Annotated in this window: 25 protein-coding genes; 11 read left to right on the top strand and 14 right to left on the bottom strand. The window is 59.2% G+C overall.

The annotated features are described in order from the left end of the window. Window positions 1–5: 5 nt before the first annotated feature. From cysB to ACR52_RS21435, 5 genes are all read right to left on the bottom strand, one after another. On the bottom strand, window positions 6–980 hold the full coding sequence (gene cysB, locus ACR52_RS21455) for an HTH-type transcriptional regulator CysB (RefSeq protein ID WP_048729206.1): 975 nt from the start codon (window positions 978–980) through the stop codon (window positions 6–8). Window positions 981–1,084: 104 nt separating this feature from the next. Continuing rightward, a complete protein-coding gene (locus ACR52_RS21450) occupies window positions 1,085–1,585 on the bottom strand; it encodes a universal stress protein (RefSeq protein ID WP_048729204.1) in 501 nt (166 codons plus the stop codon). A 70-nt stretch (window positions 1,586–1,655) separates the two neighbouring features. Further along, window positions 1,656–2,573 (bottom strand): 5'-nucleotidase, encoded by a 918-nt coding sequence (locus ACR52_RS21445; RefSeq protein WP_048729202.1) that lies wholly within the window; start codon window positions 2,571–2,573, stop codon window positions 1,656–1,658. Between the two features lie 15 nt (window positions 2,574–2,588). Then, complete coding sequence (locus ACR52_RS21440; RefSeq protein ID WP_048729200.1) at window positions 2,589–3,542, bottom strand: putative 2-dehydropantoate 2-reductase; 954 nt, start codon at window positions 3,540–3,542, stop codon at window positions 2,589–2,591. Further along, complete coding sequence (locus ACR52_RS21435; protein WP_048729198.1) at window positions 3,539–3,925, bottom strand: YbbN family protein; 387 nt, start codon at window positions 3,923–3,925, stop codon at window positions 3,539–3,541. The genes ACR52_RS21440 and ACR52_RS21435 overlap by 4 nt, the downstream gene beginning before the upstream one ends. Between ACR52_RS21435 and ACR52_RS21430 the strand changes: the two genes are divergently transcribed. Beyond that, entirely contained in the window at window positions 3,924–4,358 is a 435-nt protein-coding gene (locus ACR52_RS21430; RefSeq protein ID WP_048729196.1) for a PilZ domain-containing protein, read from the top strand. The two genes, ACR52_RS21435 and ACR52_RS21430, sit on opposite strands and share 2 nt — an antisense overlap. A 131-nt stretch (window positions 4,359–4,489) precedes the next feature. Next, window positions 4,490–5,566 (top strand): 3-deoxy-7-phosphoheptulonate synthase, encoded by a 1,077-nt coding sequence (locus tag ACR52_RS21425; RefSeq protein ID WP_048729194.1) that lies wholly within the window; start codon window positions 4,490–4,492, stop codon window positions 5,564–5,566. 70 nt (window positions 5,567–5,636) lie between these two features. On the opposite strand, the gene ACR52_RS21420 is transcribed toward ACR52_RS21425, so the two are convergent. Further along, window positions 5,637–5,918: a GNAT family N-acetyltransferase gene (locus ACR52_RS21420; protein WP_003189869.1), complete on the bottom strand. Its 282-nt coding sequence runs from the start codon at window positions 5,916–5,918 to the stop codon at window positions 5,637–5,639. Between the two features lie 613 nt (window positions 5,919–6,531). Here ACR52_RS21420 and oprI point away from each other — a divergent pair. Beyond that, window positions 6,532–6,783 (top strand): outer membrane lipoprotei OprI, encoded by a 252-nt coding sequence (oprI, locus tag ACR52_RS21415; RefSeq protein WP_003172710.1) that lies wholly within the window; start codon window positions 6,532–6,534, stop codon window positions 6,781–6,783. A gap of 166 nt (window positions 6,784–6,949) precedes the next feature. Here the strand turns inward: oprI and ACR52_RS21410 are convergent, their stop codons facing one another. The 3 genes from ACR52_RS21410 to ACR52_RS21400 all read right to left on the bottom strand — a co-directional run bounded on the left by ACR52_RS21410 (window position 6,950) and on the right by ACR52_RS21400 (window position 8,962). Then, complete coding sequence (locus ACR52_RS21410) at window positions 6,950–7,918, bottom strand: L,D-transpeptidase family protein (RefSeq protein WP_048729183.1); 969 nt, start codon at window positions 7,916–7,918, stop codon at window positions 6,950–6,952. 86 nt (window positions 7,919–8,004) lie between these two features. Then, the gene (locus ACR52_RS21405) at window positions 8,005–8,298 is read right to left on the bottom strand and encodes a hypothetical protein (RefSeq protein ID WP_016972348.1); all 294 of its coding nucleotides are present in this window, start codon (window positions 8,296–8,298) and stop codon (window positions 8,005–8,007) included. Window positions 8,299–8,356: 58 nt separating this feature from the next. Then, the gene (locus ACR52_RS21400) at window positions 8,357–8,962 is read right to left on the bottom strand and encodes an arylesterase (RefSeq protein WP_048729181.1); all 606 of its coding nucleotides are present in this window, start codon (window positions 8,960–8,962) and stop codon (window positions 8,357–8,359) included. Between the two features lie 10 nt (window positions 8,963–8,972). Here ACR52_RS21400 and ACR52_RS21395 point away from each other — a divergent pair, with 10 nt between their 5' ends. Both ACR52_RS21395 and ACR52_RS21390 read left to right on the top strand, forming a co-directional pair. Next, complete coding sequence (locus ACR52_RS21395) at window positions 8,973–9,656, top strand: ABC transporter ATP-binding protein (RefSeq protein ID WP_048729179.1); 684 nt, start codon at window positions 8,973–8,975, stop codon at window positions 9,654–9,656. Beyond that, window positions 9,656–12,166 (top strand): ABC transporter permease, encoded by a 2,511-nt coding sequence (locus ACR52_RS21390; protein ID WP_048729178.1) that lies wholly within the window; start codon window positions 9,656–9,658, stop codon window positions 12,164–12,166. Before ACR52_RS21395 ends, ACR52_RS21390 begins: the two co-directional genes overlap by 1 nt. 46 nt (window positions 12,167–12,212) lie before the next feature. Here ACR52_RS21390 and greB read toward each other — a convergent pair whose 3' ends face one another. Together greB and ACR52_RS21380 are read right to left on the bottom strand one after the other, a co-directional pair. Beyond that, window positions 12,213–12,686, bottom strand: a complete 474-nt coding sequence (greB, locus tag ACR52_RS21385) for a transcription elongation factor GreB (RefSeq protein ID WP_048729176.1) — start codon at window positions 12,684–12,686, stop codon at window positions 12,213–12,215. A gap of 125 nt (window positions 12,687–12,811) precedes the next feature. Beyond that, a complete protein-coding gene (locus ACR52_RS21380) occupies window positions 12,812–13,972 on the bottom strand; it encodes a hypothetical protein (protein WP_048729175.1) in 1,161 nt (386 codons plus the stop codon). 256 nt (window positions 13,973–14,228) lie between these two features. On the opposite strand from ACR52_RS21380, the gene ACR52_RS21375 reads away from it, so the two are divergent. The 3 genes from ACR52_RS21375 to ACR52_RS21365 are packed head-to-tail and all read left to right on the top strand — an operon-like array spanning window position 14,229 to window position 17,581. After that, the gene (locus ACR52_RS21375; protein WP_048729172.1) at window positions 14,229–15,155 is read left to right on the top strand and encodes an ABC transporter ATP-binding protein; all 927 of its coding nucleotides are present in this window, start codon (window positions 14,229–14,231) and stop codon (window positions 15,153–15,155) included. Then, window positions 15,152–15,874: an ABC-2 transporter permease gene (locus ACR52_RS21370; protein WP_048729170.1), complete on the top strand. Its 723-nt coding sequence runs from the start codon at window positions 15,152–15,154 to the stop codon at window positions 15,872–15,874. The genes ACR52_RS21375 and ACR52_RS21370 overlap by 4 nt, the downstream gene beginning before the upstream one ends. 15 nt (window positions 15,875–15,889) lie before the next feature. Beyond that, the gene (locus ACR52_RS21365) at window positions 15,890–17,581 is read left to right on the top strand and encodes a Gldg family protein (RefSeq protein ID WP_048729168.1); all 1,692 of its coding nucleotides are present in this window, start codon (window positions 15,890–15,892) and stop codon (window positions 17,579–17,581) included. A 4-nt stretch (window positions 17,582–17,585) separates the two neighbouring features. Here ACR52_RS21365 and ACR52_RS21360 read toward each other — a convergent pair whose 3' ends face one another. The 3 genes from ACR52_RS21360 to ACR52_RS21350 all read right to left on the bottom strand — a co-directional run bounded on the left by ACR52_RS21360 (window position 17,586) and on the right by ACR52_RS21350 (window position 20,112). Then, the gene (locus tag ACR52_RS21360) at window positions 17,586–17,894 is read right to left on the bottom strand and encodes a hypothetical protein (protein WP_048729166.1); all 309 of its coding nucleotides are present in this window, start codon (window positions 17,892–17,894) and stop codon (window positions 17,586–17,588) included. Between the two features lie 260 nt (window positions 17,895–18,154). Beyond that, window positions 18,155–18,589: a DoxX family protein gene (locus tag ACR52_RS21355; RefSeq protein ID WP_048729164.1), complete on the bottom strand. Its 435-nt coding sequence runs from the start codon at window positions 18,587–18,589 to the stop codon at window positions 18,155–18,157. A gap of 101 nt (window positions 18,590–18,690) precedes the next feature. Continuing rightward, entirely contained in the window at window positions 18,691–20,112 is a 1,422-nt protein-coding gene (locus ACR52_RS21350; RefSeq protein WP_048729162.1) for an MltF family protein, read from the bottom strand. Window positions 20,113–20,348: 236 nt separating this feature from the next. Between ACR52_RS21350 and ACR52_RS21345 the strand changes: the two genes are divergently transcribed. The 3 genes from ACR52_RS21345 to ACR52_RS21335 all read left to right on the top strand — a co-directional run. Further along, window positions 20,349–21,155, top strand: coding sequence for a TatD family hydrolase (locus ACR52_RS21345; protein ID WP_048729161.1), 807 nt, complete (start codon window positions 20,349–20,351; stop codon window positions 21,153–21,155). 96 nt (window positions 21,156–21,251) lie between these two features. Next, entirely contained in the window at window positions 21,252–22,733 is a 1,482-nt protein-coding gene (locus tag ACR52_RS21340; RefSeq protein WP_048729159.1) for a methyl-accepting chemotaxis protein, read from the top strand. A gap of 198 nt (window positions 22,734–22,931) precedes the next feature. Continuing rightward, window positions 22,932–24,691, top strand: a 1,760-nt coding sequence (locus ACR52_RS21335; RefSeq protein ID WP_048729157.1) for a DUF6531 domain-containing protein, incomplete at its 3' end; no start/stop codon positions are given.

The following is a 24,691-nucleotide window of genomic DNA, read 5'->3' as shown; positions in this document are numbered from 1 at the left end:
GGGTGTTAGTGGACGGGCAATTCAACGCCGCTGAACAGCTCTTCCAGTTCCTGCTTATTGTGGCACTGGATCGCCTTGGCCATGACTTCGCGGGTCAGGTGCGGTGCGAACTTCTCGATAAAGTCGCACATGAAACCGCGCAGGAAAGTACCACGACGGAAACCGATCTTGGTCACGCTGGACTCGAACAACTCGCTGGCGTCGAGCACCACCAGGTCTTTGTCGAGGGTGGTGTCGACCGCCATCTTGGCGACGATACCTACGCCCAGGCCGAGGCGAACATAAGTCTTGATGACGTCGGCGTCGGCCGCTGTGAACACCACTTTTGGCGTGAGGCCGCGATGGCTGAAGGCTTCGTCGAGTTTGGAGCGGCCGGTAAAACCGAATACGTAGGTCACGATCGGGTATTCAGCCAGGGCTTCCAGGGTCAGCTTCGGCAGCTTGGCCAACGGGTGGCCCTGCGGTACGACCACGCAGCGGTTCCAGCGGTAGCACGGCATCATCACCAAGTCGCCGAACAGCTCAAGCGCCTCGGTGGCGATGGCGAAATCGACGGTGCCGTCAGCGGCCATCTCGGCGATCTGCATCGGCGAACCCTGGTGCATGTGCAGGGCCACGTCCGGGTATTGCTTGATGAAATCGCGAATCACCGGCGGCAATGCGTAACGCGCCTGAGTGTGGGTGGTGGCGATCGACAGGGTGCCCTTCTTCTCGTTGGAGAATTCCTGGGCGATCTGCTTGATGCTCTCGACTTTGCGCAGGATCTCGCCGGCGGTGGTGATGATGCGCTCACCGGCCGGGGTGACACGTGTGAGGTGCTTGCCGCTGCGCGCGAACACTTCAACGCCCAGCTCGTCTTCGAGCAGGCGGATCTGCTTGCTGATACCCGGTTGCGAGGTGTAAAGGCTTTGAGCGGTAGCGGAAACGTTGAGGTCGTGGTGCGCCACTTCCCAGATGTAGCGCAGTTGTTGAAGCTTCATATGTGTCCCTCAAAGCGGATAGACGCCACGGGTATCAGCGACGGTATATAACTATATTAAAGGTTACACGGATAAATCTAGAACTTTTTATCGTTTCCTACGGGTCACACGTCATCACTGCGTCGACGTTGTAACGAGGGCACCAGGTAAACCGGTACCGTAGACAGCTGCAACACCCGCGCAGCGGTGCGCCCAAGCGGTGTGGCCGCTGCGGTGGCATGGCTATGACTACCTACGATCAACAGGTCCACGGAAAGTTTACGCAGTTGGTCGAGAATCACCTCGCACGGGTCCCCCTGAATCACCCGTACCGAGTGAATCAGCTTCAAGTCCTGTTCCCCCTCCCCCAACTCCTCGCGAAAACTGTCCAGCACCCGCTGCTCGATCGTCGCCATCACGGTGGTCAGCCCCTGGCTCTGCCATTCATTCAGGGCCTTCTCATCAAGGTAGCTCTGCAACACCGATTCAGCGAACAGCCCGATGGGCTCGACCACATGAATCACATACAGATCAGCCTTGAACGTTCGCGCCAGCGCCAGTGCATGTTGCATCACAAAAGGCGCATACAGACCGAGGTCCGTGGCGTACAGCATCGAACGAATCATAAAACCTCCTGGACTGCCAGGATGGCGGAGATTGAATGAGCTTAGCAGCGCCTCGGGGAGTTCGACTGACTCAGCTCTCGCTCTGGATCCTCACCTCATTGCTGATGCCGTGGGGCACATGCCCGGTGGCCACCACTTCCCTGGCTTTCTCACAATGACCGGCCTGGTCATCGAAAAACACATCGGCGGCGAAGGCCTCCAGAAACGCGGATTTTTCCAGCCCGCCAAGGAACAGCGACTCATCCAGGCGGATATCCCACTCGCGCAACGTACGAATCACCCGCTCGTGGGAAGGTGCCGAACGGGCCGTGACCAACGCCGTGCGAATCGGGCACTCCTCGTCCGGGAACTCGCGCTGCAACAAGTTGAGTGCCGCCAGGAAACCCTTGAAGGGGCCACCATGCAAAGGCTGGCGCGCCGACTCGCGCTCGCTGGCCTGGAACGCTGCCAACCCATCGGCCTGGTAAACCCGCTCCGACTCGTCGGAAAACAGCACCGCATCTCCGTCAAAAGCGATCCGCAGTTCCTCGCTCGACGCCCGGCGCGGGCCGCCCGACAGAATCGTCGCGGCAGCAAAACCGGCGTCGAGCGCACTGCGTACGTCTTCAGCATGGGTGGAAAGAAACAAATGGCAACCAAAGGCGGCCAAATAAGGATAGGGACTACGCCCTCCTACGAACGCGGCGCGGGAAATATCCAGCCCGTAATGCTGGATCGAATTGAACACGCGCAACCCGGTGTCGGCACTGTTGCGTGACACCAGCACCACCTCGACCCGGGCGCGGCCGAGGCTGGCGTTGAGGCTCAGCAGCTTCTTGACCAGCGGGAAGGCGTCGCCGGGTTCGAGGATTTCCTCCTCGTGCTCGATCTGGTATTTGCGATAAGCCTCCACCCCTTGGGCCAGGTAAACCTTGTGGCTTTCGCTCAGGTCGAACAGCGCCCGCGATGAAATCGCCAACACCAGTTTGTCGCCCAATCCCTTTGCCATGTGCTTTCCCCCCAATCAGCGGTGATGCCGATCAATAAAACTCAAGGCCTGGTAAAGCGCCTGCATTCGCGGCAATTCGCAACCGGCGGCCTCGGCAGCAGCCAGTGGTCGGGCGTAGATGGCGGCAAGCTCCAACGGGCGTTTATGCACGTGGTCGTGGTACATGCTGGGCAGATAGTCGTCCATGGTCTCGGTCATGGCGAACATCTGCTGGGCGTAGCTGGCAGGGATTTCATGACCGCAGGCGTGGGCGCCCTTCACCACTTCGGCCATCAGCGCCTGGATCAGTTCGCGACTGGACTCATCCGCCATCATGGCGGTGGTGCCGGTGCCCAGCAAAACTGACAGGCCGTTGTAAGGCACGTTCCACACCAGTTTATGCCAGCGCGCCAAGTGCACGCTGGGCATGGCCTGGGACTCGATCCCGGCCTGGTGAAACAACGCGGCACCCTCCTCGACTATTGCGTTGCGGCGGGCTTCATCGTTGGCCGCCGAGCCGCTGTGATAACCCAGGTTGACTCGGCCCAACGCCTGATGCTCGACGACGCCTGGCCCGGAACGATGCACGCCGATGTAGCACAGGCCGCCCAGCAGATGCAGCGACGGCGGCAGGTGGGCGCGCAGGCTGTCTTCGACGTCGAGGCCATTTTGCAGCAAGACTACCTTGGCGCCCGGCGCCGCGACCTGGGCGAGGGTCGGGGCCAACTCGACGTTCCCCGTGGATTTGGTGCCCACCAGCAGCCAGTCGCACGGCGGCATGTCGGCGGCGCGGGCGTAGGCCTGCACCGGATGCAGGTGCAAGGCGCCATGCACGGTGCTGTTGAGGTGCAGGCCATGCTCGCTCACCGCCGCGTATTCACTGCGCAACAGGAAGTGCACGTCGAACCCGGCGCGTGCCAGCATCAGGCCGTAAAAACCACCGATGGCGCCCGTGCCAATAATGCCAATGCGTGGCGACTGTTCTGTCATGGCAGCTCCTCTGGGATGCGGGTAAGCGCTTGATGAATGGCGTCGGCAAGGTCGCAAGACGTAAGACGTGTCTGTATTTGCCCGAGAAATTGACCCTCGCACACCACGAACAATGCCGGCAAATGAAAGATCTGATAGCGTTCGACCGCACCGCCGTTGTGGCCGGCATCCACCCAGCACACGCGGTCCACCGGCAAGCGCCAGCCCGGCACTTGCTGGCGCGCCCAACGGCAACTGGAACAACCTACGCTGGTAAACACGACGAGCGAAATACCTGGCAATGCCAGCAATTGCTGGTCAATATCCAGGTCGGTCAATTCCTGTTCCTTCACTATACTGCTGCCACCGCCGTCAACTGGACGGTGCTCGGAGTCCGTGTACATGGGTCGTTTTTTACCTCACCCTGATGATGTCGCTGTCGAGTTGATTCAACGTCCCGCTCCCCCCCTTCCCCGCCAACGCCTGCACACTATCGGCCTGAGCGGCGTCGCCTGCAATTCCCCGCATGCCTGGCGCCAAGGCACTGCCATCGAATTACGCATCCCGTCATTGGGCGCCAGCGCCCGTTATCCGGGGTATGTGGCGTGGTGCCGCAAGGCAGAGAATGGCTACCGTCTCGGCGTTGCCTTTACCGATGAACACGCGTTGTTCGGTGCGCGGATGGGCGAGCAAGTGTGCCAGATCGAGCGCTACTGTCGCCTGCATGAAGAGGTCGAGCCGACGCCCCAGCAGATCGAAATCATGGCCCGCGAGTGGGTTTCGCGCCATGCCGGCGAGTTCTCCCATGAGTCGATAGTGCAGCCAGTGCTGGATTAAAGCGGGCTTTGCCCATTGTCGCGGGCCCGTGTTACGCGCTAAGGTTCCTCCCCCCTGCATCCAAATCATGCTGTGCTCCGCCGCACGGGGATGGCTGGCGGCCGGCACCCGTGACCCTGACGAGTAACACGATGGCTGATTTACCGATCAATGACCTAAACGTCGAATCCAACGAGACCCTGATCACACCCGATCAGCTCAAGCGCGAAATCCCCCTGAGCGACGCTGCCCTGCAGACCGTCACCAAGGGCCGAGAAGTCATTCGCGAGATTCTCGACGGCACCGACCACCGCCTCTTCGTGGTAATCGGGCCTTGCTCGATCCACGACCTCAAGGCTGCCCACGAATACGCCGAGCGCCTCAAGGCGCTGGCAGCGGAAGTGTCCGACACGCTGTATCTGGTCATGCGCGTGTATTTCGAGAAGCCGCGCACCACGGTCGGCTGGAAAGGCTTGATCAACGACCCGTACCTGGACGACTCGTTCAAGATCCAGGACGGTTTGCACATCGGTCGCAAGTTACTGCTGGACCTGGCTGAAATGGGCCTGCCCACCGCCACCGAAGCCCTCGACCCGATCTCCCCGCAGTACCTGCAGGACCTGATCAGCTGGTCGGCCATCGGCGCACGCACCACCGAATCCCAGACCCACCGCGAAATGGCGTCCGGCTTGTCTTCGGCCGTGGGCTTCAAGAACGGCACCGACGGCGGCCTGACCGTGGCGATCAACGCGCTGCAGTCGGTCTCCAGCCCTCACCGTTTCCTGGGCATCAACCAGGAAGGCGGCGTCTCCATCGTTACCACCAAGGGCAATGCCTACGGTCACGTGGTGCTGCGCGGCGGCAACGGCAAGCCCAACTATGATTCGGTCAGCGTTGCGCTGTGCGAACAGGCGCTGAACAAGGCCAAGATCAAGCCGAACATCATGGTCGACTGCAGCCACGCCAACTCCAACAAGGCCCCGGCCCTGCAACCGCTGGTGATGGAAAACGTCGCCAACCAGATCCTCGAAGGCAACCAGTCGATCATCGGCCTGATGGTCGAGAGCCACCTGAACTGGGGTTGCCAGGCAATTCCCAAGGACCTGGCCGACTTGCAGTACGGCGTGTCGATCACCGATGCCTGCATCGACTGGTCCGCCACCGAGACCACCCTGCGCAGCATGCACGCCAAGCTCAAGGACGTATTGCCCAAACGCAAACGCACCTGAACCTGTACCTGATTTGCGCACACAAAAACGCCGGGCTTAGCCCGGCGTTTTTTTATTGGCTGCTGGTCAATTACAGCTTCGCGGCATGGCGCTGGTGGCGCTCCATGTAGCGTTCGACATAGGAGCACGACGGGATCACCGTATAGCCGGCCTCTTCAGCAAACTTCAAGGCTTCCTCGGTCAATGCGGCCGCAATGCCACGGCCTCGCAGTGCGTTGGGCACGAAGGTCCGATAGATGTCCAGGGTCTGTTTCCCGAGGTCCATATAGGTCAGATAGGCACGATGACCGTCCACATTGGTCTCGAACTGATGACCTGCCTGGTCATGGTGGATGGACAACGCCTCGCTCATCACTACTCCTCGCGGGTCTTGAATTTTGACCCCTACCTTACCGATGTTTTTCCGGCGAAGGAACATCTACGCCACCCCGTGCCGGTTTCGACAACGAGAAAACCTAATAGCGCTCACAACCAGCACGTAGGGAATAGTAGGCACCAATCCTGAAATTGCTCAAGGCGCACTCGTCATCGCCTGCCACGGTTGGATATAGAAAGGGCCTCGGTCAACCGGTGACCGATAGCCTGAACATTGCCGGCAGTTGAACCTTGAGACGAACTGCCGCTCTTAAAGTCACCTCTACATGAGCAAAAGATGCAAGGCGTGGTAAAGGCAAGCTGTACGAAAGTGTCAGCCTCGATATATAAATTTTCATCTATTTACACGGTTTAACACATGCTGGCCGGCCCTTTCAGCCTGGATCCAATCTTCACCCGAATGAAAAAAATTGGACGGTTTTTATACAAATCTCCAAAAGATTAGCCAAAATAGATTCGGCACAAGAATTTTTTTTGCTTCTTGCGCTACGTCAGTTTACTTACTACAAGTAATGGGTAGTATGTACGCCGGCTATTAGCTCACTCTGAGAAAGTAGCCATTTAATAGAAAGTCCTTGAAGGGGAACACGATGAACAACGTTCTGAAATTCTCTGCTCTGGCCTTGGCCGCAGTTCTGGCTACCGGTTGCAGCAGCGTCTCCAAAGAAACCGAAGCTCGTCTGACTGCAACTGAAGACGCAGCAGCTCGCTCCCAGGCTCGTGCAGACGAAGCCTATCGTAAAGCTGATGAAGCTCTGGCTGCTGCTCAAAAAGCACAACAGACTGCTGACGAAGCTAACGAGCGCGCTCTGCGCATGCTTGAAAAAGCAAGCCGCAAGTAATAATCCCTCGGGGTTGTTATCAAGCCGATCCATTTATGGATCGGCTTTTTTATTGCCCGAATGTGGGAGGGGGCTTGCTCCCGATGGCGGTGTCACAGTAAGCACATCAGGTACTGACTACCGCTATCGGGAGCAAGCCCCCTCCCACATGGGTGTTCCCTAGGGCTTACTGCTGCAAATCGATCGGCGTACTGGACGCCACCGGCGCCCCACCCGGCACACCGATTTCCGTCGGCAGGCCATCTTCAGCTGCAACCACATCCCGCACCTGATCCCAATTCACTCGCAGGTTATTGGTCAAGTCCTCTTGCTTGAGCATGGCGTTGATCACCGCCGTGTGCTTGTCGACCACCGACGGCGTGCCATCGTCGTTCAAGGGCGTATGCGCTTCCAGATAGACCTTGCCACCGCTTCTGCCAAACTTGTAGGCATCGCTGATGATGCGCACCGACGTACCCACCGGCACCATGCCGGCCATTTCCAGCACGTTGTTGTTGAACATGCGGAAGCAGCCGTGGCTGGTGCGCGTGCCGATGCCGAACTTCATGTTGGAACCGTGGATCAGGTAACCCGGTGTGCCCAACGTGAACTTGAACGGCCCCAGGGGGTTGTTCGGGCCAGCCGGCACCACGTTCGGCAGCGGGTCACCATTGGCCGCGTGCTCGGCCTTGATCGAGGCGGGAGGTGTCCAGGTCGGGTTCGGCGTCTTGGCGATGATGCTGGTGTGTGCGATGGGTGAACCCCAGCCCTCACGACCAATCCCCAGCGGGAAGGTGTAGACCACATTCTGGCCCTTCGGGAAGTAGTAGAGCCGGTATTCCGCCAGGTTGATCACGATGCCTTCGCGCGGCCCCGGCGGCAGGATGAAACGCGTCGGCAGCACGATCTCGGTACCCGCCCCCGGCAACCAGGCATCGACGCCCGGGTTGGCCGCGACCATCTCCGAGTATCCCAGGTCGTAGGTGGTGCCCAGGTCGGCAAAGGTGTCTTCGTACTTGGCCTTGATCACCTGGACCTGACCGACGATGTCTTCACCCGGTGGTGGCAAGGGTAACTGCAAGGCTGACGCAGAACCGGCCGCACAGAGTGCAGCGAGAGACAGGCAGCAGGTGACGACGGAAAGGCGCGACAACATCCGGAAAATCCTTCGCAGAACGACGGGTAGGTAAAAATCGATTGTATACGTGAAGCGCGCTTGTCGCTGCAAGCTTGTGGCCGTGCCTACAGCTCGAAGCGCAGCTCCGGCCAGATCGGCGGTGTGCCGCGCTTCTGCGATTCGAGAATCGCCCGGCACAGAGGGCACAGCCGCTGGTCCTGGAAGATCGAGCGGTCTACCGACGACCAACGAGGTTGCGCCGGCAGTAAAGTGCCACAGAGCGTGCGGTCGATCGAGCCGCCCAGTTCCAACTGACGCGCCACCAGATGCACCCGGACTTCCTGACAGGCGAACAAATCCAGCTGCTCGTCCGGCTCGATCAGTTGGTAATTAAACAGGGACCAGGCAGGACGCGACATCGGGGGCTCCAAATCGGGGGGGCGCCACCTTAGCCGAAAGCCTGCCGGTAGAAAAGCGTCATAGCAGCGGTTTTAGCGTCGGCCAGACATTTTCCAGCAACTTGCCCTGGGCGCCGACCGCCGGATGGAGTTGATCAGCCTGCATCAGCTCCGGATGACCACCCACGCCGTCGAGGAAAAACGGTACCAACGGAACACTCTTCTCCTTGGCCAAAGCACCGTAGACCTCGGCAAACGCCGTGGTGTATTTCGGGCCGTAGTTGGGAGGCAATTGCATGCCCAACAGCAACACCTTGGCACCGCCGGCCTTGGACTGGTCGATCATCGACGCAAGATTTTGTTTCAATTGCGCTGGCGGCTGTCCGCGCAAGCCGTCATTGCCACCAAGCTCAATGATCACCAGGTCCGGCTTATGCTCTGCAAGCGCCGCCGGCAGCCGCGCCAGGCCTCCGGCACTGGTGTCACCACTGATCGAGGCATTGACCACTTTATCGTCGAAACCTTCGCTCTTGAGCCGTTGTCCCAGCAAGGCTACCCACCCTTTGCTGGTATCCAGTCCGAAACCGGCACTGATACTATCGCCAACGATCAGGACTGTACCCGCCGCTGCGTTCTGGGCCATGCACATCAAGGCCAGGCCAGCACTCAAAAACCACATTCGCATCGGATTCTCCATGGGCGCAAGCATTCTCACCGCGCGGAACCTTAGCAAAGTGGTTCCCAGCGCGGAAGGTGAACTGACTATCCTGCACGAACTGAGCCTGGAACTGAACAAGGGCGATAGCCTGGCTATCGTCGGTGCCTCAGGTTCCGGCAAATCCACCCTCCTGGGCCTGCTGGCCGGCCTCGACCTGCCCAGCAGTGGCGAAGTCACCCTCGCCGGCCAAGCCCTGAGCACCCTCGACGAAGACCAGCGCGCACGCATCCGCGCCGAACATGTGGGCTTCGTATTCCAATCCTTCCAACTGCTCGACAGCCTCAACGCCCTGGAAAACGTCATGCTGCCGCTGGAACTGGACGGCCGCAAAGACGCCCGTGAGCGTGCCACGCACTTGCTCGAACGCGTCGGCCTGGGCCACCGCCTGACCCACTCGCCGCGTCAGCTTTCCGGTGGCGAGCAGCAACGCGTGGCGATTGCCCGCGCATTTGCCGCAGAACCGGACGTGCTGTTTGCCGACGAGCCCACCGGCAACCTCGACAGCCATACGGGCGAGCGCATCAGCGACCTGCTGTTCGAACTCAATAAAGAGAGCGGCACGACCCTGGTGCTGGTCACCCATGACGAGCGCCTGGCCCACCGTTGCCGACGCCTGATCCGCCTTGAAGCCGGCCTGATGGTCGCGCCCCTGGAGCCTTGATGGCACGTTTGCCGCTGTTGCGTCTGTTCAGCCTTGCCATGCGCCAATTACTGCGCGACACCCGCGCCGGCGAATTGCGTGTGCTGTTCTTTGCCCTGCTGGTGGCCGTTGCCGCCAGCACCGCCATCGGTTACTTCGGTGCACGTCTCAACGGCGCCATGATGTTGCGCGCCACCGAGTTTCTTGGCGCCGACCTGGTGCTTGAGGGCAGCTCGCCCGCGCGCCCGGAGCAAATCCGCTCGGGAACCGAACTGGGCCTGGATCATGCGAGCGTGGTGGAGTTCTCCAGCGTCATCGCCACCGATAACGGCATCCAGCTCTCCAGCATCAAGGCGGTCAACGAGCAGTACCCGCTGCGCGGCGAACTCAAAAGCGCCGCAGCCCCCTTCGGTGATGAAACCCCTGGAGGTGGCCCGAAACCCGGCGAGGCCTGGGTAGAAGCGCGACTGCTGACGGCACTTGAGATGAAAGTCGGCGACAGTATCGATGTGGGCATGAAGACCTTGCGCCTGGCGCGCATCCTGACCTATGAACCGGATCGCGCCGGCAACTTCTACAGCCTCACGCCGAGGGTGATGATCAACCTCGCGGACCTCGATGCCACCGGCGTGGTCCAGCCCGGCAGCCGCGTCAGTTACCGCGAATTGTGGCGCGGGCCGCAGGCCAGCACGGCGTTGCAAACCTATCGCGACCTGATCAAGCCGGGGCTTGCCGCCAACCAGCGCTTGCAGGATGCGCGAGACGGCAACCAGCAAATCGGCGGCGCCCTGGGCAAGGCCGAGCGCTACCTGAACATGGCCAGCCTGGTGGCAGTGCTGTTGGCAGGTGTGGCCGTGGCGCTGTCGGCAAACCATTTTGCCAGCCGACGTTTCGATGCCAGTGCGTTGCTGCGCTGCCTGGGTTTGTCACGGCGCGAAGCCATGCTGCTGTTCAGCCTGCAATTGAGCGTACTGGGACTGCTGGCGAGCCTTGCCGGCGCGCTCCTCGGCTGGCTGGCGCAATTTGGCCTGTTCTATTTTCTGCATGACCTGTTGCCGGCGGACGTACCACCCGGCGGGCTGTTACCGGCAGTGGCCGGGATCGGCACCGGGCTGGTCGCCCTCGCGGGCTTCGCCCTGCCCCCTCTGGCGGCACTGGGCCGAGTGCCGCCGTTGCGGGTATTGCGGCGCGACTTGCTGCCGATTCCTTCCAGCTCCTGGATGGTCTACGGCGCGGCGCTGTTTGCCCTGGGCCTGATCATGTGGCGCCTGAGCCTCGACCTGGTGCTGACCTTCGCCCTGCTTGGCGGCGGCGTGGTAGCTGCGCTGGTCCTCGGCGGCTTGCTTCTGTTGCTGTTGCAAAGCCTTCGCCGCCTGTTGGCGCGGGCGTCCCTGCCTTGGCGCCTGGGCCTGGGCCAGTTGTTGCGCCACCCGCTGGCAGCGGCGGGCCAGTCCTTGGCGTTTGGCTTGATCCTGCTGTCCATGGGGTTGATTGCGCTGCTGCGTGGCGAGTTGCTCGACACCTGGCAAAACCAGTTGCCAAAGGACGCGCCCAACTATTTCGCGCTGAACATCCTGCCGGCCGACAAGGACGCCTTTGGCGCTCGCCTGCTGGAGCTGCAAGCCCAGTCGGCGCCGTTGTATCCGGTGGTGCCTGGCCGGCTGATCAGTATCAATGGCGAGCCGGTGCAGGAGGTTGTCAGCAAGGACTCCAGCGGCGACCGTGCGGTGCAACGTGACCTGAGCCTGACCTGGGCAGCCGACCTGCCACCGGGCAACGCGCTGACCGCAGGGTCGTGGTGGTCACAACAACCGACCGATGACATACCGGGCGTATCGGTGGAGGCCAAGGTTGCTGAGAGCCTTAAGCTCAAGCTCGATGATCATCTGGTGTTTACAGTGGGCGGGGAAAATCGTGAGGCGCGAGTCACCAGCTTGCGAACCATCAATTGGGATAACTTCCAACCCAACTTCTTCATGATTTTCCAGCCGGGCACCCTGAAGGATCTGCCAGCCACCTACCTTACGAGTTTCTATCTGGCTTCCGGCCATGACCAGCAGATCGTCGACCTGTCACGGGCCTTCCCGGCCGTGACGATCCTGCAGGTCGAGGCCCTGCTGGAGCAACTGCGCAGCATCCTCGCCCAAGTGACATTGGCGGTGGAATATGTGCTGCTGTTTGTACTCGCGGCGGGTATGGCCGTGCTGTTCTCTGGCTTGCAGGCCACCCTGGATGAGCGGATCCGCCAAGGCGCGCTACTGCGTGCGCTGGGCGCCGAGCGCAAGTTGCTGGTCAAGGCACGACGCATCGAGTTCGGCTTGCTGGGCGCAGTCAGCGGCTTACTGGCGGCACTCGGCACCGAGCTGGTGACATGGGTGTTGTACCGCTACGCCTTCGACCTGGTCTGGCACCCGCATCCATGGCTGTTGCTGCTGCCGGTGATCGGCGCCGTATTGATCGGCGGGGCGGGAGTATTCGGAACGCGCCGCGCGCTGAATGCCAGCCCGTTGACGGTATTGCGCGAAGGCTGAAACACCAAGGGCCCGCACTCCTCACGGAATGCGGGCCCTTCACTGCCTACTTCACATACTCGATACCGGTGATCCACCAGCACACCTCGCCACCCGGGGTCTGCACGATGGCTTCATCGTCTACCTCCTTGCGCAGAAGAGCGCGGGCCATGGGCGAGTCGATGGAGATGTAGTCCATCCGATCATAAATCTCGTCATAACCGACAATGCGAAAGCGCTTGGTCTCGCCCTGCTCGTTTTCAATATCGACCCAGGCCCCGAAAAACACTCGCCCTTCCTGCTCGGGCATGTACTCCACCACGCGCATGTCTTCCAAGCGCTTGCGCAAATAGCGCACCCGCCGATCGATCTCGCGCAGCAGCTTCTTGTTGTACTGATAGTCTGCGTTCTCGCTGCGATCTCCCAAGGAAGCGGCCCACGTCACCTTGCGTGTGGTATCCGGACGCTTTTCTCGCCACAGGTAATCCAGCTCTTTCTTCAGCGCCTCATGACCTTCTTTGGTAATCAGCTTGGTACTCAAACGCTTGCTTCCCCTGGAAATGTCCATTGATTCCACTACACCAAAGCATCAACACCTGGCGTCGACGAACAGAGAGTGATGATAAATGAACGCGGGAAAGTAGCCAGACCACAGGAGATATTGTGTCAAACCGAGATATTCCAAAGATCGTCGTGGGCTTGAGCCTGCTCAGCACTGGCAATGCCGTCCACAGCCAGGTCCAACTCGATGAGCATTGCTTGCAGGTTTTGGCGCAGGCCAGGTAACTGCCCAAGCATGACCCCCAACTTCTCATTCTTCTGACGAACCAGCAACTCTTGGCCCCGAACCTGCGCAATGCGCTTTTCAAGAGAATGAGCGCGAGCATCCAATTGCTGCTGCTCGTATTGCTGCCCGGCGAAAGCATCTGCCAACTGTGCTTCACGGCCTTCAAGTGCCTGGGCCTTCAACTCCAGGGCGGTCCCTTCTTCCAGCGTCCGGCTAACCAGTTCCTGTCGTTTTTTCTCAATCTCGACTTCGCTCTCTTGTAGTTGGGCATGCCACTGCTCAAGTACCTCTTCTTGCTTTATCAACGCGAGCTTTTGTTGTGTCAGCTCATGGGCGACACGCGCAAGGTTGGTCAAGGTGCTATCCACCTCAAACAACAAATGGGGCTCAGCCCGGGCGTTCGACGCAGGCCGCTCTCTGAGTGCGGGTTCTGGCAGCGACTCAGCCGATGCAACGACCGCGGGTGCCGGCGACTCAGGCTCGGCCAGCTGTTCAAGCAACGGAGGCTGGAGCGCTTCAGGCACGCTTGTAACCTTGCGCGGCGAGACCATCTGGGAAGAAAAACGTATGGAGGGGACAATCAACGTAGCGCTTTCGATGGCCGGTGACGTGGGAGCAGAGGTTCCCAGGGTAATCACCTTCATCACCAAGGCTTTCTTGATAATGACCGAGTGATGATCCTTGGGCCTGGCGGGTGGCAAATTGCAGCCTTTCAAGTCGACAAAGTGATAAGGCACCTGGGTTTCGGTAACACTCCCGGCTTTGGCACCGGAAGCTGCCAGGACCAGTATTTGCTTAAACACTTGCATCGCAACTTGCAGGTCTTCCTGAACATCGACGCTCCCCAGGAAATACCGATCAAGTTTCTTACGCAACGCGGCGACGTATACCCTGGAACTCCCGGGTTCTGCTTCTTCATCGAGGCTGTAGACAAGAAAGTTCGAGGCAATCTGAGGCACAGCGAAACCACAGAGCAGCGCACCGTTGACCGGAGCATCCTCACCAGAGCATTCAAGAACAAGGGTACGTAGCAGCATCATGGTATTCAGGCCTCATGACGTTAGTTTAATTTTATTTGAACGCCAGATAAACATCTGACCCTTTATAAACATTGATCCTGCGGCGATTGTTTCAGCGTGCTATTGGGCTGAACGTAGGACTTGTCTTATTAATACATCTCAGCATTTGCAAGCCCCAACATTAAACGTACCATTTTCAACCCCGAGGCCCTCTACACCTCAATCCTGGCATTGGCTTCTTCATCTATCTTCCTTATTAAGCCAGTAGAAAACCCTAATGATCGAGATAAGCAACCTGACAAAATACCTGGGTAAAAATAGTGTCATCAGCAATTTCTCATTTCCTGCACAGCGCCAAGAGTGCCTTGGATTATTTGGTGCGGAAGGGGCAGGTAAAACTATACTTCTAAAGATGATTTCCGGATCAATCCGCCCCACTTCCGGGCATGTGAACATTTTTGGCTTCGACACTCAATCTCACCGAACTCAAGCATGTAAGGCTATAGGCTATCAACCTGAATCGGGAATCAACCATCCCAGCATGTCCGTTTTCAGCTTGCTCAACTTCATCGCCACCCTGCGCGGATTTCACGGTATCGAAAAACGCAGTCGAGTCGGTCGCGCCGCCTCACGCCTGGAACTGTCATCTGTACTCAGCTACCCGGTCCATACACTTCCCCCGGGGCACAAGCGCAGGGTCGCGCTTGCCCAGGCCATCCTGCATGATCCCGGCGTACTGCTGCTGGACGAACCCGGCGAGGGCCTGGCGCCTCATCAACAAGACAAGATCAGGACGCTCATCCAGTCACTGACCGAGGAAATGACGGTCATCGTCGCCTCCCGCGATTGCGAAGCGCTGTCCGGCATCTGTACGCGTGCCCTGGTCATCGGCAGTGGCCGCCTGTTGGCCGACACCTCCGTGCCCGAGTTGCAGCGCGGCTCCCGGCACTTTCAGGCGGTCACCCTGGCGGCAGAGTCTCATCTGGATCTGCTGGCTCTCGCCGTACTGCCTGGCGTTGCAGGCATTGAAGAACATCGCCACAGCCCCGGCACAGTGACCGTTCTCGCGATGCCGGGACACACCATTTACCCCTCTATATGCGCCTTGATCGCCAACCGAAACTGGCAAATAAGCTCATTAAAACTGGAGCCAGGTCGCCTGAACGATGTCGTTCATCAGTTGAGCCAAGAGGCGCCCCATTGAATCTGCTGCCTGTTTTCAAACGCCAACTTGCCAGCTATTTATCTGCACCTGCGACCTACCTGAGCCTTGCGGCGTTCCTGGTGCTTTCTGCAACGCTGGGGTTGCACACGAGCCAGTTGCTGGAGCGAAGCAGCAGCGACCTGCAGGGCATTTTTGAATGGCATCCCTGGCTTTACATGTTACTGATCCCGGCACTTTCAACCCAACTTTGGGCGGAGGAGCACGCGACAGGCTTCGGCGATTTCATGAAAACGTTACCTGTCACACCGGCAGAACTGGTGCTGGGGAAGTTTCTCGCCGCCTGGGTTATGGTCGGCGTTGCGTTGTTGTTGACGTTTCCCTTTGTGATGGTCGTCAACGTACTTGGCACTGCGGATAACGTGCTGATTGCTTCGCAATATCTGGGAAGTTGGTTATTGGCGGGAAATTATCTTTCCGTCGGTTGTTTTATTTGCGCATTAACCCACCAGCGCCTGGCGATTTTCCTGTTGACACTGAGCCTGCTGCTAATGGCCAGTGGTTTATCTTCCGTGCTTGATGCGCTGGAACATCAGGCACCTATCTGGATTGCCGAGAGTTTGATCTCACTGAGTCCATATTTACGCTTTGGCATGATCGACCATGGGGTCATCACCCTCAAGGAGAGTCTGTATTTCCTCAGTATGATTATCGCTTTTCTCGCTACGACGACTGTCATCCTCAACTACAAAAGCGGCTGAAAAGGAACGTCCTCAATGCGATCCCTCCTGCGGGCCGGCATGACGCTTAGCGTCATACTGTTACTGTTCCTGGCATTCAATCTGGTATGGGCCGTTAAACTCCCGGATCTACGCTGGGACGTCTCACAACAAAAAAACAACACGTTGTCGCCCGCGGTACGGCCCTTGCTCCGCCAATTGGATAGTCCACTGAGTTTGTACTTCTTCAACTCAAGCAAGCCTGCACTTAAGAGCGGCCCGCTGAAGTCCTACGGTAAACGCGTTGAAGCAAAATTGAAGGCCTTCGAACACGCTGCCAACGGCATGATCAATCTGCATATCATCGACCCTGCGCCTTTCTCGGAGGATGACTATAAAGCGCGATTATATGGCCTTGATGATAAACACGGGTTTCTGGGTCTTATCGGTACCCGTGACGGTCAGGCTGCACAACGCATCGCCTCATTCAGTCCCGACAGGGAACACCTGCTGGAGTATGAAATCAGCCATCTGATCAATCAACTGCTCCATCCCGAGCCGCCTGTGATCGGTCTGTTATCAGGGCTGTCGACAGGCGAATCGGCCGAGCCGTTAATGCAGGAACTGCACAGGCACTTCGACCTGATTGAGTTGGACTCGAGTGCCGATCATGTCCCTTCTTCGATTAAAACGCTGATGCTCGTGCACCCGCGCATGCTGTCGGAACCCACACTGTATGCGGTCGATCAATTTGTATTGGGGGGAGGCAAGCTGTTGATGTTTATAGACCCCCTGAGCGAACTGGACTCGCAGGCAGTTCCCTCTGCCGCTCGGCTGGATGGGCTGCTCGCCGGCTGGGGAATCGCGATGCCAAGCGACAAAGTGGTGGTCGATAGCACCTACGCCACCCCGGAACATCACCCCGCCTCATTAACACTGCCACGCCAAGCAATGAACGCGAGCGATGTCAGCACCTGGAAGCTGCAAACCGTGACCGTATCCAACAGTGGAGCTCTCTCGCGGCTTAAAAAAAGCCGGATAACCCTCACCCCGCTCCTGCAAAGTTCCAGGCAATCTGCATTATTGGATCCAGGCTTAGCGGGCAGCAAAACTGCCAAACGGGGTGAGCGGCACGTGATCGCAGCCCGCATCGAGGGCCCCGCCTATTCGGCATTCCCTGACGGCATCAGTGGACGACCGCCGGGGTTGCAGAAGGCCGAGCAGATTCATGTGGTGGTGGTCGCCGACACGGACTTGCTCAATGAGGCGTCTGGCAGCTCGGCGCAAAACAGCAACAGCCTGTTTGTATTGAATACGCTGGATAACCTGGTGGCTCCCGAGGTACTCACGAACATTCGACCGCATGCTGGAGTGAGTCACTCGTTACGAGTACTGGAGGGCATGCGCGAAGTCGCCGCACAGGCCTATCAAGACCAGGCTGGAGATCTGGAGCGACGGCTGGCGCTGACCGAAAAGGAATGGGAACGCCTAAACCCGCCAGTGACCGCCCTGGGCACCGAAGAAATCGATACCAATACCCAACTGCAAGCGCTCAACAAGGAGCGCCTGCGTTTGCCGATAGAGTTGCATACGCTGAACGTCGGGGCATACGCGGCGGTACATCGCCTGGAGCGAAACGTGAAGCTGCTGGTGATTGTGCCGGTGCCTGCGTTGCTCTGCCTGATTGCATGGGCGCTGTATCAGTGGAGGCATCGTCGCCGGTCGACACCAGCAGGAGCATATGACTGAAGGCTCAACGACGTGCAATCAGCCCTTGCCGTGCGATGCGTGTCAGTTGGTGGATGACCTCGGCCGCGTTGCTGGCAGTGGGAGCCTGGATCACCGCGAGGTCAAAACTGTTGCTGGCAAAGCGCGCAAGTGAATCGCCGTCTTCGACAAACTGGATCAGAAACGCCGAAGGCCGTCCGCTACGACGTGGCCAGCCGTCCAGGTAACGCAGCAACGTCGGCTGGTGCTTGCCGCCCAGGAGAATTTTCGGATTGCGTTGAGTCAGGTCCGCAGTGATCGGGGCCAGGTGTATGAGGGGGCGTAGTGCATTCATCGTGTCGTGTCTCTGCCTCAAAAGTCTGCGGGCAGGTGGGAGGCAACACCGAACCAGCGCTTTAGCGGTATTTCGAAGCCGGCTTCTGAAGTGAAAGCTGGTTTCTGTCGGGCTGCATCGAGTCCCAGTGGCGCCCCGCAATTAGCTGTTTAAATCGGCGCATGAGCAGCATCCTAGAGAAGCCGGTGGGGCGGTGTCAAGAATTCCGAGCAACGAAAAGGCCCGCACATGGCGGGCCTTTTCAGGGTTTTATGCAAGGGTCAGTTGGTGATGGCGCGGTCGGCAGACAGTTTGCCAGCACCTTCCAGCAGGACTGCCAGCGAGCCGCCCAGCAAGGCCAGAGCGAACTCATAACCGTTGTTGGCCATGAACAGACCGTTATGGATATGCACCGAAAAGATCGCCACCAGCGACAGGATGGTCAAGCCCAACGCCGCAGGCCGCGCCAGCAGACCAATGATCAACGCCAGGCCGGCGAAGAACTCGGTACCGCCCGACAACAGCGCCATCAGGGTACCCGGCGCCAGGCCGATGCTTTCCATCCACTGGGCGGTGCCGGCCAGGCCGTAGCCGCCAAACCAGCCAAACAACTTTTGCGAACCGTGGGCGGCGAAGATGATGCCGACAACGATACGCAGAATAGTCAGGCCATAACCGGCGCGGGTGGACAGGAGGCTTTTGATCAGTGGGCTCATGGTGCTAATCCTTTCAAAGTAGGGTGGGTTGGCCGCTATATTAATCAGTTTAAACAATGATAAAAGCCGAAAAAATGCCTAATTAATATCGATAAAATCGATTATTTCCGTGAGGCGATTTTCGGCTCCGGCGGTTCCAGGGACTCCCGCTCCCGGTCAAACGCCAAGTAGTACTTGTTGACACTATTAACATAGCTGACCCCACCCATCCCCACCTGCTCCATGGCAATGCGTTCAACCTGGAAGAACCACTGATTGGGGTTGAGCCCACGTCGTTTTGCCTCGGTACGCATGCCCTGCACCCGCTCCGGCCCCATGTTGTAGGCCGCCAGCACAAACGCCATGCGCTCGCGCTCGTTGAGCTTGGGACTGGAGAAAAACTTGCGGCGGATCATCGACAGGTAGCGCGCGCCCGCCTGCACATTGCTGTCGAGATTCTCAATATTGTTAACGCCCACCCGCTGCGCCGCCGAAGGCGTGATCTGCATCAGGCCGGTAGGACCACCGCTGTTACGTGCGCCGGGATCGAGCGCAGACTCCTTGAACGCCAGCGCCGCGAGGTTCAGCCAGTCCATGCCCTGCTCGCGGGCGTGCTTTTGCAGGACTGGCCGCAGTTTTTCCAGGCGCTGGCGGTCGGCGCGCGCCAGCGGGTTGCGCACCTGGTAAAGGCGTCGGTAGATACGCTGGAACGCCACGTCCTGGTCGGAAGGCGTTCGATAGGTCTTGAGAAAACGGTCAATACTCGCCCGCAGCATCGACGCTTCCTGGCGCACGAACCAGTACTCGTCGCCGGGCTCGCTGATCGCCACCTGCTTGTCAAAACGCAACTTGGGCAGGATCTTCGACCAGCGTTCGGCGATGGGCTTCTCGACGATGGTCAGGTGAAAGATGCCGGCCTGGACCATCTCCAAGACGTCTTCCACTGCCAGGCTCGGGTCGACCCACTCCACCTTCACCGGCGGCTGCTTGTGCAGGGCCAACTTCTGGTTGACCTGACTGATTGCATCCGCCGCCGCACTGCCGGTGGTCAGCGTCAGGGTCCGTCCGGAGAGCTGCTCCAGCTTGGTATAACGCCGTTCGCCCTTCACGCCGACCAGCCACAACGGCACATCGCTGACGATCGGGTCGCTGGTACTGATCTTGTGCGCGGCATTCACCTCCAGCAGTTCGCCGGGGGCCACCAGATCGCCTTCGCCACGGGCCAGTGCACCGAGCAGTTGATCCTTGGCTTTGGGGATAATCTTGAGGTTTATTTCCTGGCCATCACGGGCGTGGCCATTGAGGTATTGCTCGAACGCGCGCAGCCGATGGTATTCGACGCCGATGGCCTGGCCCTGCACCTCACCGGAGCTGTTGCGGCTCTGGTTGACCAATACGCGCAGGGTGCGGCTGGAGCGAATCTCGGCCAGGTCGCGCACCTTACCGGGCCGGGTCACTTCCAGCGGCCCGTCCAGACGCGCAACCGCCGCCATGGGCAGCAGTAACGTCAGGCACAACATAAGCAACGCCGAGGGTCGGATCATCCGCTCTCCGGAAAGAATACTGGCCAGCGCCTTCGCAAAAAACGAAGTGCTGGAGGTCAGAAACAGAGCGCTTTATGCGCTGGCAAGGTACGCAACGGCGACACGGGGAAAGGCGATCGGCCAACCACGATGTCACTTGCGACGTTCAAAGACAGCTATAACTCGTTGTAGTTCTTCGTTTTTCTTATAAATCTACAGCTCTGATATGCTTTCCGGCCGCAGGCGGAGGTAGCACCATGCAACTCATTGATATCGGCGTCAACCTGACCAACCCCAGTTTCGACGAGAAGCACTCGGCTGTTCTCGAACGCGCCTATGCCGCCGGAGTGCAACAATTGGTACTCACCGGCACCAGCGTCGACGGCAGTGAACACGCCCTGGAGCTGTGCGTAAAACTCGATGAAAGCGGGCAACGTTTGTTCAGCACCGCCGGCATCCACCCTCACTCTGCCAGTGACTGGAATGACGACAGCGCCCAGCGACTGCGCGGGTTGCTCAGCGAAAGTCGCGTGCGCGCCGTGGGCGAATGCGGGCTGGATTTCAACCGGGATTTTTCCCCGCGTCCGCAGCAGGAAAAAGTCCTCGAAGAACATCTGGCCCTGGCCGTCGAGCTGAAACTGCCGGTGTTTCTGCATGAGCGCGACGCCAACCAGCGCCTGCTGGAGATCCTCAAGGACTACCGTGACCACCTGACCGCCGCCGTGGTGCATTGCTTCACCGGTGAGCAGCAGGCGCTGTTCAGCTACCTCGACCTCGACTTGCACATCGGCATTACCGGCTGGATCTGCGACGAACGCCGTGGGATGCACCTGCATCCACTGGTCAGGGAAATTCCCCGAGGCCGTCTGATGCTGGAAAGCGATGCGCCGTACCTGCTGCCGCGTACGTTGCGCCCCAAGCCGAAAAACGGCCGCAATGAACCCGCCTACCTGCCGGAAGTGCTGCGCGAAGTCGCCCTGCATCGCAACGAAAGCGTGGAAGACGTGGCTGCACACAGCACCGCCAGCGCCCGTGCGTTTTTCGGGTTGCCTGCCGTGGATTGATGCGGCGCATTGACCCATGTCAAAACCGTTTTCCTCAGTAGCGGCACAATAATGGCACCTTGCCAATGCTGTTTCCGCTATCAGAGAAAACCTTCCATGGGTGCCTGGCTTAGCAATATCTCGCTGAAATACAAATTCTGGGCCGTCAACGCGGTCGCCTTTATCACCACCCTGCTCTTGGTGTTGTACGCCGTGCATCTCGAGCAACAGTCGCGTAGCCATGCGTCCCAGTCCTCGGCGCAAGCCCAGGCACGACTGCTCGATGCCTGGCCGGCCGACAAGGCATTGCCCAAGGGTGAGCAGTGGCTGACATTTGCCCGTGGCCAAATCCCACCATTGGCAGATCAAGATCTGTCAGCCCTGAACACCGCCAAAGGTTGGGTCGAACTCAATCACCTGCCCTTGTTCGGCGAAAATCCACTCATGGGCGCTGAAGTTGTCGCCCGCGCTGACGGGCAACAGGTCGCCGTACTTGCTTACGCGCCGAGCCTGAGCCAGGTCTTCAGTGAGCGCTTCGCCAACTACGCCGTGGCGGTGATGATCCTGATGCTGGCGATGCTCTGCGCTTCGCAGTTGCTGATCCGCTTCCTGCTCAGCCAACTCAACACGCTCAAAGACGTGATGCTTCACGTCGAAAAAACCGGCGACCTGTCAGCCCGCGTGCCCCTGGCCTGCAAGGACGAAGTTGGTCAGATGGCCAGCGCCTTCAACGCCATGCAAGCCGGCTACCAACGCGTGGTCAACACCGTGGCCCGCACCGCCAAGCTATTGGACGATGGCGCCGCACGCCTGGCCAGCAGCATGAACGAGGTGCAGCACGGCATGCTCGGCCAGCAAAGCGAAACCGACCAGGCCGCCACCGCCATCAACGAGATGACTACCACCGTCCACCACATCGCCCAGCATGCCGGCGCCACGCGCGACCTGTCCCAAACCGCCGACACCCTCGCCGGCAGCGGCCGAGAAGTGGTGAGCCGGGTGCAGAAATCCATTGCCGGATTGTCCAGCGGCGTGCAGCAGACCGCCGAGATGATCCAGAAACTCGCCGAGGACAGCCAGAAAATCAACGGCGTGGTCGGAGTGATCCACAGCATCGCGGAACAGACCAATTTGCTCGCCCTCAACGCCGCCATCGAAGCCGCGCGCGCCGGGGAAATGGGCCGTGGCTTTGCCGTAGTCGCCGACGAAGTGCGCAACCTGGCCAAGCGCGTGCAAAATTCCACCGACGAAATCACCCGCATGGTTTCGGCCCTGCAGGCTGGCACCCGCGACGCGGTGGACTTCATGCAGGAAAGCTCGTTCAAGGCCGACGACTGCGTACAACAAGCCCAGGAAGCCGGCGCCGCTCTTGCCGAAATCACCGACGCCGTGGCGCAGATGCGCGAGAGCAACACCCAGATCGCCGTCGCCGCCGAGCAGCAAAGCCATGTGGCCGAAGAGATGAACCGCGCGGTAGTGAGCATTCGTGATGTGACCGAGAATACCGTGCAGCAAACGGTGGATTCGGCGACCACCAGCAATGAGCTGGCAACGTTGGCGGGGGAGTTGAGCAAGGCGATTGGGCAGTTGAAGCTGTAGGACTGTTCAACTTGTAATCCGACTCCTACGACAGCCCCTGCGTTTACCCGAAGTTTTGATGAAACCTCCTAGCCCTTCCAACGAATAGCGCCTACTTCTTTACCTGCCAAACCTCTCCAAAGTCTCTCGCCTGATCAACCAGCGCGAGGGACCGCCGATGTACTTCTCCGTTAATGCCTTGCCCCCAGGGGCTGCTTCTTGATCCCGGTCATTGGCAAGTTCGTCCTGACCCCGATGAACGCCAAAGCGCCGGATGTTGAAAGCGTTTTTCGAGACTTCCGGGATTGCCTGAATACGTTTGACGAGTGGGCCGAGAGCTTCTGGAGCTTTTCAGCGCTGGATGTCGAACAGGTATTCAAGGTCGGGGATGAAGTGGCGTTGGTAGCGCCTGTTTCTGCCAAAGCCCCGAGTAGCACGGTTGCCATGTGCAAGACTCAGGGTTCATTAACCCTGGTGCACATGTTCGAAAGCACCCGGTTTGTGCCAATCGGCAACACGCCGGTGATGCTGCAAGCCCTTGCAGCGGATGGCAGCCCGTTGGGTGAGCCAATCCATCAAACGATCGGCCCCAGCGGCATTCTTGAAGTCAAGGAATGCACCCGCGACCAGAAGTACCAGATCACTTTCTACCCCAACGTTTCCAAGGATCACGTCAAGGCGCTGTATGCGTCTTATCAGTCGGTGATTACAGGGTTGGAAGTTCGTCTGCGCGATGAGTGGACGAAGACTTTCAAGCCCCAATGGAACGACTTTGCCAAAGCCGCGCCGTTTGAGCGCAGCGCGATACAGGGTGTTGCGTTCACAACCGGGATTGCCAAGGCCCTCTACAACCTGTGGAGCAACGTCACGCAGTTGTATGACCTGCTGGCGGGCATCAAAACCAACAGCGCAAAGCTGCTGCAATACATCTCCCAAGCCGAACTCGATGAGCTTCTGAAACTGGGCAAAGACGCCATTGCCAATGGGTTGCTGGTGCTCAGCGACGAGCCGCTGCTGTTTATCTATCTGTCGGCGATGGTCGGCTGGATACGGATGCTGCCGCCGCCAGAGATGTATGAACTACTGGGCGAGATCACCGGCGAAGTGTTGATCAATCTGTGTCTGATCTGGGCGACACGGGGCATGGGGGTGAAAATTCGCCTGGGTGTGCAGGCGTTGGGGCATATCAAGTCCGGGCGGGCGCGCCAGTGGCTGGAGATGCTGGCCGATCGGCTTGCGGGGCCTCGGTTGGAGTCGCATGTCGAAGCGGTTAAGCCTTTATTGCTCGGTGGTCCGGCGACTCCGATTCGGGCGATACCGGTGGCGCAGTTGAAGGCGGGGGATCAGTTGGTTTCGAACCCGGTGCCGGCGGTTCGCGACAAGGCTACGCAGCGGACGGTGCTGGTTCGGCAGGAACACGTCGATGATGTGCCCGCTTCGGCGAAGAACCCGGCTGGGGATGCCTCTGCCTCTTCGGATAAGACGCTGACTAACGGCTGCCCGGTGTCGATGGTGACTGGGGAGGAGTTGCTGACGCTGACGGATGGTTCGCTGGACGGGATTTTGCCGTTTGAGTGGACGCGGCTGTATCGCACCAGTGCGGTGGAAGTCGATTGTGGGCTGGGGTTTGGGTGGAGTCATTCGCTGGCGCAGCGGCTTGTTGTGACGGGCGATTCGGTGGTCTGGACGGATCATGAAAATCGCATTACTGAGTTTCCGTTACCCACCTCTTCTCGACCAGCAATCACTAACTCGCTGGCCGAAGCAGCGATCTACCTGGGGTCTGTGCCTGATGAACTGGTGCTGGCCCAGGCGTCGCGTTTTTATCATTTTCGCAATGGCACGCTGACAGCGATCAGCGATGCGTATGACAACCGGCTGCGGGTTTCCCGGGATGTGCTGGGGCGGGTTGAGCGGCTGGATAACGGTGTCGGTCGGTCATTGTTCTTGCGCTATGAGCTCGGCCGAATCGTGGCGGT

It is taken from the genome of Pseudomonas fildesensis, assembly GCF_001050345.1.
Classification (GTDB): domain Bacteria; phylum Pseudomonadota; class Gammaproteobacteria; order Pseudomonadales; family Pseudomonadaceae; genus Aquipseudomonas; species Aquipseudomonas fildesensis.
Note: the sequence above shows the minus strand (reverse complement) of the source record. Positions and strands in the feature narration are given on the sequence as shown.

Coding starts and splice junctions, on each gene's coding strand:
- cysB (WP_048729206.1), bottom strand. CDS start 980: ATGAAGCTTCAACAACTGCGCTACATCTGGGAAGTGGCGCACCACGAC.
- ACR52_RS21450 (WP_048729204.1), bottom strand. CDS start 1,585: ATGATTCGTTCGATGCTGTACGCCACGGACCTCGGTCTGTATGCGCCT.
- ACR52_RS21445 (WP_048729202.1), bottom strand. CDS start 2,573: ATGGCAAAGGGATTGGGCGACAAACTGGTGTTGGCGATTTCATCGCGG.
- ACR52_RS21440 (WP_048729200.1), bottom strand. CDS start 3,542: ATGACAGAACAGTCGCCACGCATTGGCATTATTGGCACGGGCGCCATC.
- ACR52_RS21430 (WP_048729196.1), top strand. CDS start 3,924: ATGGGTCGTTTTTTACCTCACCCTGATGATGTCGCTGTCGAGTTGATT.
- ACR52_RS21435 (WP_048729198.1), bottom strand. CDS start 3,925: ATGTACACGGACTCCGAGCACCGTCCAGTTGACGGCGGTGGCAGCAGT.
- ACR52_RS21425 (WP_048729194.1), top strand. CDS start 4,490: ATGGCTGATTTACCGATCAATGACCTAAACGTCGAATCCAACGAGACC.
- ACR52_RS21420 (WP_003189869.1), bottom strand. CDS start 5,918: ATGAGCGAGGCGTTGTCCATCCACCATGACCAGGCAGGTCATCAGTTC.
- oprI (WP_003172710.1), top strand. CDS start 6,532: ATGAACAACGTTCTGAAATTCTCTGCTCTGGCCTTGGCCGCAGTTCTG.
- ACR52_RS21410 (WP_048729183.1), bottom strand. CDS start 7,918: ATGTTGTCGCGCCTTTCCGTCGTCACCTGCTGCCTGTCTCTCGCTGCA.
- ACR52_RS21405 (WP_016972348.1), bottom strand. CDS start 8,298: ATGTCGCGTCCTGCCTGGTCCCTGTTTAATTACCAACTGATCGAGCCG.
- ACR52_RS21400 (WP_048729181.1), bottom strand. CDS start 8,962: ATGCGAATGTGGTTTTTGAGTGCTGGCCTGGCCTTGATGTGCATGGCC.
- ACR52_RS21395 (WP_048729179.1), top strand. CDS start 8,973: ATGGGCGCAAGCATTCTCACCGCGCGGAACCTTAGCAAAGTGGTTCCC.
- ACR52_RS21390 (WP_048729178.1), top strand. CDS start 9,656: ATGGCACGTTTGCCGCTGTTGCGTCTGTTCAGCCTTGCCATGCGCCAA.
- ACR52_RS21380 (WP_048729175.1), bottom strand. CDS start 13,972: ATGATGCTGCTACGTACCCTTGTTCTTGAATGCTCTGGTGAGGATGCT.
- ACR52_RS21375 (WP_048729172.1), top strand. CDS start 14,229: ATGATCGAGATAAGCAACCTGACAAAATACCTGGGTAAAAATAGTGTC.
- ACR52_RS21365 (WP_048729168.1), top strand. CDS start 15,890: ATGCGATCCCTCCTGCGGGCCGGCATGACGCTTAGCGTCATACTGTTA.
- ACR52_RS21360 (WP_048729166.1), bottom strand. CDS start 17,894: ATGAATGCACTACGCCCCCTCATACACCTGGCCCCGATCACTGCGGAC.
- ACR52_RS21355 (WP_048729164.1), bottom strand. CDS start 18,589: ATGAGCCCACTGATCAAAAGCCTCCTGTCCACCCGCGCCGGTTATGGC.
- ACR52_RS21350 (WP_048729162.1), bottom strand. CDS start 20,112: ATGATCCGACCCTCGGCGTTGCTTATGTTGTGCCTGACGTTACTGCTG.
- ACR52_RS21345 (WP_048729161.1), top strand. CDS start 20,349: ATGCAACTCATTGATATCGGCGTCAACCTGACCAACCCCAGTTTCGAC.
- ACR52_RS21340 (WP_048729159.1), top strand. CDS start 21,252: ATGGGTGCCTGGCTTAGCAATATCTCGCTGAAATACAAATTCTGGGCC.